Here is a 12,962-nt window from a genome sequence, read left to right on the forward strand (position 1 = left end):
AGAGTACTTGTTTTTAGCGATTTTTATTCATCATTTCAATCGCTAAAAATGTGCATGGCCACTTTCTTCGGAACAAAGAAAGTGGCCTTTTTTTGTTTAAGCATATTATGAAATTTATGCCGGTAATGCGCTTATATACATCCAAAAGAGCAGGTCAACAGCATGAGTGTGCGCTTTTTACTCACAATGAATGATTTAAATATAGAATCACTTCCAATCATTCATGAAGAGAAAAAGTTATGAGCAAATGTAGTTTGAAAAATATACTGAGTCTGTTCGTAAAACGTTCGTAATCTCGCCCAGCCCAAAAGAGTCACTAATTGATAAAACCCATTCTATTGGATAATAGTAATTTGCAATCGAATGGGTAAAATAAACAGTGAGTATTTTTAAGTAAAATCGAAATTACTATTTAGCAGGGATAGCGAATGAACAATCGTTTACAGTGGCCCCGTCGTGTCATATTACTGGTTTTTTTAGCGCTTGCTTACCCTATTCTAAGTCATGGAGTTGATATGTTTGGTTGGTTTAAAAAAAAGGAAGTCTTTTTAAGCTCAGAAGTTAATGGTGTTATTACCAAAAATGGTAATCCAGTGGCTAATTTAGAGGTGACGCGTTCATTAATGTATATTGATGAAAAAGATCATCTTGATGTGGCTATTACCGATAGTAAGGGTCATTTCCATTTTCCTCAAAAAAGCATTCGTTCATCTATTCCTAATAGACTTTTCTCTGAAGACAGAGTGTCACAACAGATTACTGTAGTTTACGATAATGAGCTGCTAGCAATATGGTCTGCTAACCATATTGGTATTGAGGAAGTGCCAGAGTTTTCTAAAAAGCTATCTTTTATGAATTGTGAATTGACCGATAAGCGTGTGAGTTTTCAATTTAACAATACCAATAACGAACATCTTGATCATATGGCTTCAAGCATCTGCCGCTGGGGTGAGGATTATACTCCCGTATTAGTTTATGATGGTGACAAGGAATATATTGTTGAAGATGGTGATTTTAATAAACTAACGGATCGTTTTACCGGCAAGGAAGTCGAATTATGAGTAACACAATTTCACCTAGCACAGCAGCTAGTATAGCCTCAAGAGTATATGATACTAGGAAAAATAAAAGTTTTCAGAGTGACTTTCATCTTGATTTTATTAAAAATTTTAAAATAACTAATAGTCAGATCCAAGGCGTTAGTGGTGGCTTAGTTAACCAACTCTTGAATCGCAGTACTGGCTTTGCATTAACGGCACAAGGGATCTCGCCACAATTTAAACAGCATCATATTATTAGTGTTCGTGGCACTGTTTTTACGTCATTTGCTGACTGGTTAACTAATGGCAATATTGCTATAACAGTTGGGCCTAAAAGTCTTGAAGTACACTCAGGATTTGAAAAAGCTTTTAGCAGTATGCAGTCTGAATTTAATGATTATGTAGCACTGCATAAACCTCATTGTTTACATGTTGTGGGTCATAGTTTGGGTGGGGCTATTGCGCAATTAACAGCGCTTTGGGCAAGTGAGAAAGGGATTGACACCAAGTTATATACCTTTGGTGCGCCAAGGGTTGTTACTGAGAGATTTGTTCACCAAGCATCTACTAATATCGAGCATTATCGTGTTACGCATGGTGCGGACCCTGTACCAGCAGTTCCGGTATGGCCCTTTAGTCATACTGTCGGTGAGTACCAAACAGCAATGAACAGTGGATCTTTTTTCTCGATTGGTGCGCATTCTATGGAAAAAGCCACACCTGGTTATGTCAATACCGTTGCATCATATAAGAGCTATAGCGCGATGAATAGAGCTCTTAAAACGCTTAACCATAAGCATACGGTACTAAAATATGATCAACGTCATAATGCATCATTCTCTCAACGCTGGCAGCAAATCATTACCGATGCTTTAATCACTCTTTTGAAAAAAACAGGTCAGTATGCATTAATTGTCGCCCAAGCCTCTTTAAGTCATGGTTTGCAGTTTTATGACATATTAGCTCGCTGCCTGCATGGTATCGTTGTTAAGTCAACTGATGAAATAGCTGAGGAGTTAAGAGGTTTATTAGGTCACATGCTAGTTTTTGCTGGAAATAGAATACAAACGGTTAAAGAAATGAGTGTGAAGTTTATTCGCTGGGTTTTAGGCTTGATGATAAAAACACTATATACAACCGCAAAACAAGCTATTGAGCTGGTATCTTAAACCTAGATTGACGATGAAATTCTCAGTGAATAGATTAGTGGCCGAGTGCTCTGCGGCCTCAACGGCTGACGTGAGTCGTGGCGTTGAGGCTACACCAGATCAAAGGGGCAAAGCGTTTGTATCCCTTTTAAAATCCTCTGCACCCCAGACTAAAAATGCTGAAAAGCGCATATTTTCGATGGGGAACTATCCCGCTTTAAAGCGTATCTGTAGTCAGCTCCGGCCATTGTCGTCTAATACAACAGTACCTCATGGTTCCGACGGGCCGCCCTTGGCCTAATGAAAGCTAGCGCAGCATACATGCCAAACTCACGGAATTTTCTCGATATCCTCAATTCATATGGATCATGTAAAAAAACTAAAACTACTCACCTATGGATTTATTTCAATATTTTTGCTTTTACAATTTGCTATAAATGAAGCTAAATCGAAGAGACAAAATTTCAGGTGCAGATAAGTCAGCGAGTATCAAAAATATGAGTATCGTGGGAAATAAGGTTATAACCGTCGTGATATTATTATCGCGATAAAAAATCAAGATAATTATGAGCTTGCGTTAGGCAATAGAGAATGTATTTCATTCGATAATGAAGATAGCGGTGTTTAATCAAACTGAAACAATTGCAGTTATGTAAATGTTAAGATCTGAAATCTACTCAAAGGAGAGGTTGTTTTGGAAATCAGTCCACTATGGTTGCAAAGTAAAATGAAGATATTATCGTTTTTATTCTTTATCTTAACTACCTCATCTTCACAAATTTCAGCTGATGAGTACTTAGATTTTGGTATGAATTTATTGGGTGAGAAATTTACAGCCTTTGAAGTCAAACATAATAAATGTTTAATCATGTCAAAAAAGAATCAATTATCTGATAGCAGCATTGCCACTCTAAAACAGTTACCCATTTCAGTTGGTGAGGCTTTAGGCTATTTACATCTTAAAGCGATACGGATGTGCGTGGGTGATGAATACACTGAGTTACTCCAAGTGTTTCTAGATTTAGAAAATGAAAATAAGACAGAACAGAATACTTTTGTCACTCAAGAAATAGATAAAATCAAATTGTTAATTTTTTCTACTTCGGAGTTAAGAGCTCAGAAGCAATATGATTCTTTACCTGTTGAGTACAAAAATAAACTACAGCTAGTGGAAGGTATTCATCAGCCATTTGATATGATCAATGCATTTGAACGAGCGTGGTTATAATTAATTAGTAATCTTTATAAAGTCGATTAACATAGGTTAATCGATTTTTTATCTTTTTAGTAATAGTCTCTGATGTTGTTAGAATACACCTACCTTTTGCAAGCTGCAGTCCGAGTTAATAACCATTATGTTTAACCGTCTTTCTCTATTTTTGTATTTAATCTTAGCTATATCGATCAGCGCATGCGCCATGCCACTGGGGATGACACAAGCGGGTAGCATTACCGCCCCGTCTATTGACGAAGCCAGCGGTTTGGCGGTATCGAGGCTCAATGACAAGATATTGTGGGTACATAACGACAGTGGTGATTCGGCAAGGATTTTTGCCATTGATACCCAAGGTCATCAACTCGCGACAGTAAACATTACTGGTGTAAAGAACATTGATTGGGAAGACATAGCCTCGTTTGTTTACCAAGGTGAAGCGTACTTATTGATCGCCGATGTGGGTGATAACCAAGCGAAGCGATCGCAGTATCAATTACACCTGATCAAAGAGCCAGATTTAAGCCAACTGAATGGACAAAAAACACTGTCGGTTAAACCCAGTTGGAGCATGACATTTACCTACCCAGATGGCGCACACGATTGTGAATCCGTAGCCGTTGATGTGGCTAAGCAAAAAATACTGTTACTGACTAAACGCGATAAGCTGCCGATATTATACGAGTTACCATTAATCGCTCCTTCGGCGCAAAGCGTATCAAAGAATGTATCGGTTCAAATGATTAACAAACAAGCCAAAAGGTTGGGCGAAATAGCGCCATTACCAACCGCGATGCTCGATTATGCCAGTATCTATACTTGGGCCGGTTTTGCCGGAAAGCCCACCGCAATTGATATCTCCGCGGATGGTTTATCGGCTGTAGTATTAACCTACACTCACGCGTTCTATTTTACCCAATCACAGCCTGGCGATTGGTTAACGCTGTTTTCTACAGCGCCACAAGAGATTGCTCTGCCAGCGATAAAACAAGCTGAAGCGGTTAGTTTTAGCCAAGAGGGTAGCAGCATTTTTATTACATCAGAGATGCTGCCAGCGCCTTTGTATAAAATGGATTTGAAGGGTTTTCATACTCAATAGTAGGTTTTTTTCTTTATTTTTTAGATATGGCCTGCGGCCACTAAGGTCGTGGCGCTTCACCCACACCAGACCAAGAGGAAACCAACGGCTGTTTCCTCTTTACTTTTTATTCAAAGAATTGGCCCAGCCGCCACATCAACATTATCCCAATGTGATTTAAGCAATAGAAGCGATAATTTCGCGACGTGGTACGATCCAGCTTGTGACTTCGTTTGTAGACTGCTTCGGCCCATCTTGCAGTAAAGAGTGAAAATGCTAACGCTTCCGATGGGGATCTGATGTGAATGGATTCACGAATGTTGTGGTGGCATGGTCAATAATGTTCCCGACATCAAATGACATTCCCCATGTCCATATGGGTCAGATGCCAAAGAACGACCTTTCCCCGCGAAAGCTAGCTGGCATCTGATAGGCAGGATGCCTGAATGCCTTGGAGTATATGGATATACGTGAAAGGCCATGGTCAGCTCACGCATTCTTTTATAAAGAGTCTTCAACGGCCTCAATTTATTGGATACTGAAGGTTTCAAAGTAAAATACGCAAAAGTCGCAAACAAAAAAATTGTTAGTTTCAGCTAATGCGATAGCTGTATTTACATTACTATTGCTTGGTTTGATATTGCAGTTTTGTGTCTTCTATCAGTTGTTGCCACTGAGGGTATTCAGCAAAGCTTTGTTGTAAGTCGCCCCAAGGGGTGAGTGCTTCGGCCATCGTCGGTGCTTTGTTTTGGCGGGTTTGGTATAAATAATAAAAGGCTGACGCTCGATAATTAGCCGCGCAATGGACTAGCACAGGGGCATCGCCATTCTGGTCCATCAGGCTAAAAAATTGCTGTAGATTTTCTGGTGTAGGCTGCTGCCAGTCCACGCTAATATTGTGATAGTTCATACCGAGTTGAGTGACGATTTGCTGCTCATTTTGTAAGGCGTTTGGGTTGTCATTGGGAATGAGATTAATCACCGTTTTGATACCAGCTTGAGCGAGTTGTGCAAATTGTTGCTCTGTGGGTAAACCTGCAGTAATCACTTGCTGGTTATTAAATTTAACTGCTTTTATGTCGCCAAGTGTGTTGGTGTCAATATTCGCCATGCTGCCTGTACTGTTCACATCGGCACTATTCACTTCCGAGCTATTCACTTCCGAACTATTCACACCCGAACTAAATACTCCCGCACTAAAAAAGAAACAACACATTAATATGCTGGTGGACAGCAGGTTATAACGTTGCAGTATATTCATGTAATCCCCTTGGTTTGTGTGATACCTAATAACGTATGACGTATTTTCGCTAAGCTCAAGTTAAGCATACTATTGTTAAGTTTTCATATAAAAGTTACGTGTTGAAAGTTACATTCCGCACAGGCCAAACCCACCGTCGTTCAGGTAATGTTGTTGAGCCGGAATCCAGCGCTATTCTTTGTATTTATGGCCTGCGGCCACTAACGTCGTGGCGCGTCGCCCACACCAGACCAAGAGGAAACCAACGGCTGTTCCCTCTTGGATCTCCCAGCCGCCCCGCAACATTTTCAAACAGCGAAAAGGTCGCCATGGGGTCAAGTTTAACTTTGACCTGCATTTGTGTCTGCTTCAGCCTTATTCGAAAATGCTATCGCTTCCGATGGTACATCCTGTACCGCGAAAGCTAGCCAGACATCCATGTCTGGACCCACGTCATTTTCTTCAACGACCTCAATTCATGGAACCCTGAAAATGTTAAACCAAGCATCATAATGAGATTCTGTGATGAATGGTAAAAATCGGCTGAATGACTAAAAAATACATCTTAAAAGGTGTAATTAGAACAATCGATTAGCAGAAAGATTGTACAAAAAATAACTACCGCAAAAAAGAAAATTCCGATAGCATGTTATGTTAATAGTTACCGATTAATATGGATGTGGCATCGGCCAAGTCCAACAAGCAATTTATACTTTGCAAATAGTGCAACTTATTAGAGGTTTTATGTTTAGTTTCAATCCCCGAGGAGAAAATCTCAGAGCCTTAGAGCAAAACATATTAAAGTTTAGAGCTTTTGAAATGGTAATGATTTTATTCTATGTTGAAGAAATAAAATCTATTGCATTAAGGACTATCAAGGTTACTGATAAGTGGAATAATTTACTGTCAAATAAGGAAGAACGATTTCCTGATAACACAAAAAAAATATATAAAAAACTTTGGAAGTTATTAGTTACAGAGAATATTTTATCTACAGAAGAAAAAGATGATATTGAAAGTATTATTGATTACAGAAATGATATAGCACATTCAATTGAAGAGCTTGTTTTTGATCTGAATGTAGACTCATATTCAAAAAGTCATGTTAAATTCGCGGGTAAAAAATATGAGCATGGTGTACTTGAACGTTTAAAAAAATATAAAGAGTTAATGTATAAAAGATTCTCTGGCAAATATGTTTTTGAAATTAATATGAATAGCGTATTGTTCGCTCAAGCAGAGCGAACTTATCTAATTGAATTAGCAAAAATAGATAAAAAAATACGTCGATTACTTGAGTTAAGAAAAGTGTAAAATAAAAAAATAGAGTGTGAAGTAAAGCAGTTGAATGAGTTAGATATAACTAAGCTTCAACCATGGCATCCAAAAAACTTCAGACCTAACAGACAGTTATCACCTCAAGGTATAAAGTGTATGCATATGCTTTTTAGTTTAAATGTAAGTAATATTACAGTGAGTTATTTGATGCGTATTTCACTAAAATCAATTAGTAAAAGAAAGAGGATTTGGCTAAAATAAAATACAAGCTTTCAAATAACCTAATCTGCAATCCACTTGTCCAAAACAGCTCTCATTGAGCTGTTTTGGTTGCATCAATTATTCTTCACTGCTCAAAATAAAATTGCTAATCGCTTTTGAGATCAGGTCTTTCTTCATCGTAGTGCGTGCGAGAGGCTGGTTAAACCAAAAGCTCATTGGTTGGTCAAAGCCGATACCGTGCATATAATTGTAGAGCGCCTTACGCAGTCCTTCGCCCAGCATGTCATGATCGGTGCCGGTTGGGTCGGTGAAATCCACATCGTTTTCAGCGAATAAGATCTCTGGGCGTTCAGCAAGGGTGATACCAAACTGCTCTGGGTTCAAGCCAATAGGGCTGTGGATGGTGGCCACAAAACGATGCCAGTAGGCGGACTGGAAACAGCCTTGCTGCATCAATTGGCGCACCATTTCCAGCGAATCGATAGTCTCTTGTTCGGTTTGTGTTGGAAAGCCATACATTAAATAGGCATGCACCAAGATACCGGCATCACTAAAGGCTTTGGTGACATGGGCGACGCGCTCAACACTCACGCCTTTTTTCATTAGTTTCAATAGTCTGTCTGAAGCCACTTCAAGGCCGCCACTGACTGCGATACAACCCGAGTCTGCCAGTAACTGGCAACGCGCTGGGCTAAACGTTCTTTCAAAGCGGATATTACCCCACCAGCTGATCACTACGTTGCGTTCAATGAGGCGTTTTGCAAACGCAAATAAGGTTTTTGGCGGTAGGGCTTCATCGACAAAATGGAAACCTGTTTGTCCGGTTTCTTCAATAAGCGCTTCGATGCGGTCCACCAGAATATCCGCGCCAGCAGTATCGTAGCGGTCGATGTAGTCCAAACTGACATCGCAAAAGCTGCATTTACGCCAGTAACAGCCATGGGCTATGGTGAGTTTATTCCAGCGGCCATCACTCCAAATACGGTGCATAGGATTGAGCATTTCACATAAAGACAGGTATTCGCCCAATGGCAAGCCATCGTAAATGGGCGCGCCAACGTCGACCTGTGGAATGTCGTGTAGCAGTTCGTTTTGATTTAAGTGGACGTAGGCTTGACCATTTTCATCTTCTGCGAGGAAATAGGTTCGCACTAACTCGTCTATCTCGCGCTTGCCTTCAAAGTATTCCAGCAGGGTGATAAGTGGGCGTTCGCCGTCGTCAAGACAGATAAAGTCGACAAACTCAAATACGCGAGGGTCTTTGAGTGCGCGCAGCTCAGTATTGACAAAACCACCGCCCATGACGATGGGAAGCTCAGGATTGATGGCTTTACAGGTTTGCGCAATACGCAAAGCGCCGAGCATGTTACCGGGAAAAGGCACGGTTAACGCGACCACGCTAGGCTGAGTTTCTTCTAGATACTGCTCGACCAACTGTTCCAAAATTTCCGAGCTGAAACTAGGGTCTCCCATCAAGGTGTCGTAGAGGTTGTCAAAGCTTGGGTTGGCCGACGCTAATTTTTCGCCATAGCGGCTGACTTCAAAGTAAGGATCAACCCCCTGAGTAATCACGTTCGACAGATCATTAATAAACAGGGTGGTGAGATATTTGGCTTTATCTTGTACGCCTAAATTGCCAAAGGCCGCTTGCAACACATCGCCAGATATCTCTTCCATCTGGGCTATAGTGTCAAATGCTGGGCCTTCTGGTAAAAAACGCCGTGAGTTAATCCGCATTGCTAGGCTTGGATCTTTACCCTGCAAAAAGCGAATGGCAGGCTCAACGGCTAGATGGTAACGATCGTATTCGGCTAGAAAATTAAAGATCACATCAGGTAGCTCATTGTCTTCAAAATGCTCGAAGTTTTCTTCCACATGCTGACGGATAATCTCCAGCGCAGGCGCCGTCATCATCTCAAGGAAAAGCTCAATAGCAGGATCTCGCTGAACCGCCTCATAGCCTCGTGAGCGTAAAAAACCAGTCAAATACGCTGTTGCCGGATACGGCGTATTCAGCTGGGTCATAGGTGGAGTCATTAGAAGAACGGTCATAACCTGCCTTTAAATAGTAAAACCTGAATGCTTATTGCGAAACAGAATAATGGCAGCAAATGCCGCTGCCATAAAATAATAATGAATTCTAACAAATGACCTGTAAAAAATCCCAGTAGATTAGAAAATGGTTGATTGATCACCGGTTGATTGCGCCGTCTGGATTGATCATATGCTTCGCCATTTGAGGCGGAATAGTCGTCAGTGTCGACTTTATGCTTTTTTAACAGTGCGATCAGGACTGCGAGGCACGCTGATTAAGCGGTCGAGTAAGTCGAGTCAGATGGACTGAATTTTCATCTGACCCTGCTAATGCTTAATTAAGGATGGGCGCTAGATAACCAGTGCCAAGTTGTTGCATTTGCTGTTCAACCCAGACTACTCTCTGGCGAAAATAAGGGCTTAAATTACGAGGATCGCGATTGCGAGGGCTGGGCAATAGCACGGCTAGGCGCGCGGCTTCATTACGGGTTAGATAGCGAGCCGATTTATTAAAATAATGCTGGCTAGCCGCTTCTACGCCGTAAATCCCTTTACCAAACTCTGCCACGTTGACATACACTTCTAAGATACGTCTTTTGCCCCAAATCGCTTCAAGGCTGACGGCCAACATGGCTTCCAGACCTTTACGAACAAAGCTTTGCCCCGGCCATAGTAAGAGGTTTTTTGCGGTTTGTTGGCTGATGGTGCTGGCACCACGAAGACCTTCACCGTCGTCGTACTGGTTAAGGGCTTTACTGATGGCGGCAAAATCGACACCGAAATGCTCTGGAAACAGCTGATCTTCTGAGGCAACCATGGCTAGCGGTATCTGCGACGGCAACTCATCAATACTTATCCAGTGTTGGGTAACCGGATAAGGGCTTTGCAGCATAAATGACGTAGTCGGTGGCGCCACAAATCGAAACACCAGTAACAATAGCGCCAGTAATAGCAACAACCGCCACATAACAAACCATGTCCAACCCAAAAAACCTCGTTTACGATTTGCCATTCACTGCCTCTGGTTATGTCAGCCTTTGAGGCTTTGTCGTCTTCGATGTGCAAGAGTATAGGATATTGAGCATCAAGACCAAACGCTAATAAACGTCGTTCAAACTTTATTTCTCAAGGGAAGTTTACCTCATATCGGTATACAGATTCATTAAGCCGCAATAATGCCTAAGGTGGTCACAATGTGATACTCATTTTTCAACGCGTTAGGGTTATCATTAAGGGTTAAGTTGATTACAGTCATGCCCCCCAGGTTTGGCGATTATTTTAAATGGGCAATCCTGCGGTTATCACTTGCTCATTATTAAACGTTAATGGCGTTAATCTCGGCAAGTTTGCCACTATCTATATTGGCCATATGATTACTACTTCAGGTTAAGTTAACCAACAATAAGCTGCTCAACAGTAATCCATAGCGATAAAATCTTTTCATATAAGTTCCTCAACAAGGTTTGATATTTGACAAGATAGTGCGGATGTCTGCCAAGCTGGTTTGCCATTGATGATAATCAAGCCTAATAGAATAGGCGTTGTTATCGACCATCAATACCAATGATGGAAACCCTTGAATAGGAAGTTGACCAGCAAGGTTAATTTCTTGCAACAGTTGTTTGTCTATGTCATTAGCGGTTAATTGTTCAACGAAAGGTGCTTCAGGGATGCCAACTTGAATCGCGATAGCCACTAAAGTATCGAGATCCGATGGGTTTTTCGCATTCAAGTAATACGCCTGTTGAATCGCATTAATCATTTGTTTTTCAAGCCCATATTGACGAGCAATGATACTGGCTCGACATGCTGGATAAGTCGATCGCCTGGGTTGGCAGAGATGCCAAAAGTCATGATTAAATTTAGTGCCCAGTTGTTGAGTAATTTTTTGCCACGTTTGTTGTAACATTTGCTGCATGGGTCGTGGCATTGGGAGATCTGAATCTGGCGCCAACCCCCCGACCAAGTATTTGATGGTTAACTGTTGGCCCAATTGCTGCTGCAGTTGAGCTTGCAGCGTGTCCCATGTGGGGCGATATCCCCAACACCAACTGCACATAGGGTCGTGAACATAATAGAGTGTTGTGTTAGGCATTATGGACCTCGTTGTTAAGCGTTAAAACGCTACTGCTGTTATTCGTTTTATCTATTTAGGGTTATTATTGTCATATTAATTCTATATTTTAGTCATATTCATTGCGTAAGCTGGTGGCGATAATGAGTCAATCAACCCTGCATTACAACAGGCATGCATGACAATATGGAGCAAAAAGATGACAAGGAAAAACAGTGTCACACTGGGTATTATTTCGATTTTGACCAGTATGTTATGGGTCTCAGGCTGTAACAGTAACGATAATAATACCAGCGTAGCAACAGAATTGAATAAAAGTGTCAGCGCTCAAGTGGGCCCTAGACCGCTATTTTTAGTCGGTCAAATGCAAGACAGTGAGTTAAAAGATCAATTAGCGCAATGTGCTTCAAATTCATTTTACCGGACTGATTTCTCGATTGGCCACCGTGGTGCATCGATGCAATTCCCTGAACACACCAAAGAAGCCTATCAAGCAGCCATCGATTCCGGTGCTGGTATTGTTGAATGTGATGTGACCTTTACCGCAGATAAAGCGCTCGTGTGTCGTCATTCACAGTGTGATTTAGCCACTACCACCAATATTCTGTCCATTCCAGCCCTAGCCAATAAATGTTCAGTGCCATTTTTACCCGCCGATGCTGTTAACGGTGTCAGCGCTACGGCGACTTGTTGTACTAGCGATATCAGTTTAGCTGAATTTAACACCTTAAAAGGCAAAATGGACGGCTTTAACCCCAATGCCACCACAGTCGAAGAGTTTATGGACGGCACGCCAAATTGGCGCACCGATTTATATGCCGGTAATGGCACTTTAATGACTCATGCTGAAAGTATTGCCTTATTCAAAGCTGCTGGAGTAAAGATGACTCCAGAGCTTAAGTCGGCTAGTGTCAGCATGCCCTATGATGGCTTTACCCAACAAGATTACGCTCAGAAAATGCTAGATGAATATGCCGCAGCAGGTGTTGATGCATCGCAAGTATTTCCGCAGTCGTTTAATTTAGACGATATAAAATATTGGATAGCCAATGCGCCTGAATTTGCCGATCAAGCGGTATACCTCGATGGCCGTGACGAGCAGGCTGGATTTGACCCGCAAAATAGCGCGACTTGGTCACCGAGTATGGATACCTTGGCCGCTGATGGCGTAAAAATTATCGCGCCACCGTTATGGATGTTAGTCACTTTAGATAATAACAAGGCCATCGTACCTTCTGAATATACTAAAGCGGCTAATGCAGCTGGCTTAAAAATTATTGCATGGTCACTTGAGCGTTCAGGCCCACTGAGCCAAGGTGGTGGCGGTTGGTACTATCAAAGTATTGCCGACGTGGTTGATAACGAAGGTGACACTTTTGAGCTGTTAGATGTACTGGCAAAAGATGTTGGCGTAATCGGTGTGTTTTCCGACTGGCCCGCTACCGTGACCTATTATGCTAACTGCATGGATATGTAACGATTAACAGTATTATTGTCCCTTATTTAGCTGGGATAAACTGAACTTATCAAGAAGGTGCTGACATTGTTGGCACCTTTTTTTATTCTATTCACTATACTCGTTGTGATAGAAGACTAATTGCTCACGGCTCAACCAAGCTTCGAGCGAGTGGGCGA

Annotated in this window: 10 protein-coding genes; 6 read left to right on the plus strand and 4 right to left on the minus strand. The window is 41.6% G+C overall.

The genetic code is table 11. The annotated features are described in order from the left end of the window. The first annotated feature begins 428 nt into the window (after positions 1-428). The 4 genes from AAEZ02_RS01855 to AAEZ02_RS01870 all read left to right on the plus strand — a co-directional run bounded on the left by AAEZ02_RS01855 (position 429) and on the right by AAEZ02_RS01870 (position 4,500). Positions 429-1,061 (plus strand): DUF6795 domain-containing protein, encoded by a 633-nt coding sequence (locus tag AAEZ02_RS01855; protein ID WP_351074518.1) that lies wholly within the window; start codon positions 429-431, stop codon positions 1,059-1,061. Then, on the plus strand, positions 1,058-2,209 hold the full coding sequence (locus AAEZ02_RS01860; RefSeq protein WP_101085091.1) for a lipase family protein: 1,152 nt from the start codon (positions 1,058-1,060) through the stop codon (positions 2,207-2,209). The genes AAEZ02_RS01855 and AAEZ02_RS01860 overlap by 4 nt, the downstream gene beginning before the upstream one ends. A gap of 673 nt (positions 2,210-2,882) precedes the next feature. Beyond that, positions 2,883-3,416, plus strand: a complete 534-nt coding sequence (locus tag AAEZ02_RS01865; RefSeq protein WP_351074516.1) for a hypothetical protein — start codon at positions 2,883-2,885, stop codon at positions 3,414-3,416. A 190-nt stretch (positions 3,417-3,606) separates the two neighbouring features. Then, entirely contained in the window at positions 3,607-4,500 is an 894-nt protein-coding gene (locus AAEZ02_RS01870; protein WP_124012571.1) for a hypothetical protein, read from the plus strand. A gap of 601 nt (positions 4,501-5,101) precedes the next feature. Here the strand turns inward: AAEZ02_RS01870 and AAEZ02_RS01875 are convergent. Next, on the minus strand, positions 5,102-5,740 hold the full coding sequence (locus tag AAEZ02_RS01875) for a protein tyrosine phosphatase family protein (RefSeq protein ID WP_124012570.1): 639 nt from the start codon (positions 5,738-5,740) through the stop codon (positions 5,102-5,104). Between the two features lie 723 nt (positions 5,741-6,463). On the opposite strand from AAEZ02_RS01875, the gene AAEZ02_RS01880 reads away from it, so the two are divergent. Beyond that, positions 6,464-7,033, plus strand: a complete 570-nt coding sequence (locus AAEZ02_RS01880) for a hypothetical protein (RefSeq protein WP_351088886.1) — start codon at positions 6,464-6,466, stop codon at positions 7,031-7,033. Positions 7,034-7,336: 303 nt separating this feature from the next. Here AAEZ02_RS01880 and AAEZ02_RS01885 read toward each other — a convergent pair whose 3' ends face one another. From AAEZ02_RS01885 to AAEZ02_RS01895, 3 genes are all read right to left on the minus strand, one after another. Next, positions 7,337-9,271 (minus strand): B12-binding domain-containing radical SAM protein, encoded by a 1,935-nt coding sequence (locus AAEZ02_RS01885; RefSeq protein ID WP_335687249.1) that lies wholly within the window; start codon positions 9,269-9,271, stop codon positions 7,337-7,339. Between the two features lie 316 nt (positions 9,272-9,587). Then, positions 9,588-10,265, minus strand: a complete 678-nt coding sequence (mtgA, locus tag AAEZ02_RS01890) for a monofunctional biosynthetic peptidoglycan transglycosylase (protein ID WP_124012568.1) — start codon at positions 10,263-10,265, stop codon at positions 9,588-9,590. 441 nt (positions 10,266-10,706) lie between these two features. After that, on the minus strand, positions 10,707-11,348 hold the full coding sequence (locus AAEZ02_RS01895; RefSeq protein ID WP_124012567.1) for a DsbA family protein: 642 nt from the start codon (positions 11,346-11,348) through the stop codon (positions 10,707-10,709). 178 nt (positions 11,349-11,526) lie between these two features. Between AAEZ02_RS01895 and AAEZ02_RS01900 the strand changes: the two genes are divergently transcribed. Beyond that, entirely contained in the window at positions 11,527-12,804 is a 1,278-nt protein-coding gene (locus tag AAEZ02_RS01900) for a glycerophosphodiester phosphodiesterase family protein (protein WP_351121734.1), read from the plus strand. Positions 12,805-12,962 lie beyond the last annotated feature (158 nt).

It is taken from the genome of Shewanella sp. T24-MNA-CIBAN-0130 (assembly GCF_040310185.1).
In the GTDB taxonomy this organism is placed as follows: domain Bacteria; phylum Pseudomonadota; class Gammaproteobacteria; order Enterobacterales; family Shewanellaceae; genus Shewanella; species Shewanella psychromarinicola.

What these genes read in the sequence shown, in the direction of transcription:
- AAEZ02_RS01855 (WP_351074518.1), top strand. Translation starts at nt 429, where the DNA reads ATGAACAATCGTTTACAGTGGCCCCGTCGTGTCATATTACTGGTTTTT.
- AAEZ02_RS01860 (WP_101085091.1), top strand. Translation starts at nt 1,058, where the DNA reads ATGAGTAACACAATTTCACCTAGCACAGCAGCTAGTATAGCCTCAAGA.
- AAEZ02_RS01870 (WP_124012571.1), top strand. Translation starts at nt 3,607, where the DNA reads ATGCCACTGGGGATGACACAAGCGGGTAGCATTACCGCCCCGTCTATT.
- AAEZ02_RS01875 (WP_124012570.1), bottom strand. Translation starts at nt 5,740, where the DNA reads ATGAATATACTGCAACGTTATAACCTGCTGTCCACCAGCATATTAATG.
- AAEZ02_RS01880 (WP_351088886.1), top strand. Translation starts at nt 6,464, where the DNA reads ATGTTTAGTTTCAATCCCCGAGGAGAAAATCTCAGAGCCTTAGAGCAA.
- AAEZ02_RS01885 (WP_335687249.1), bottom strand. Translation starts at nt 9,271, where the DNA reads ATGACCGTTCTTCTAATGACTCCACCTATGACCCAGCTGAATACGCCG.
- mtgA (WP_124012568.1), bottom strand. Translation starts at nt 10,265, where the DNA reads ATGGCAAATCGTAAACGAGGTTTTTTGGGTTGGACATGGTTTGTTATG.
- AAEZ02_RS01895 (WP_124012567.1), bottom strand. Translation starts at nt 11,348, where the DNA reads ATGCCTAACACAACACTCTATTATGTTCACGACCCTATGTGCAGTTGG.
- AAEZ02_RS01900 (WP_351121734.1), top strand. Translation starts at nt 11,527, where the DNA reads ATGACAAGGAAAAACAGTGTCACACTGGGTATTATTTCGATTTTGACC.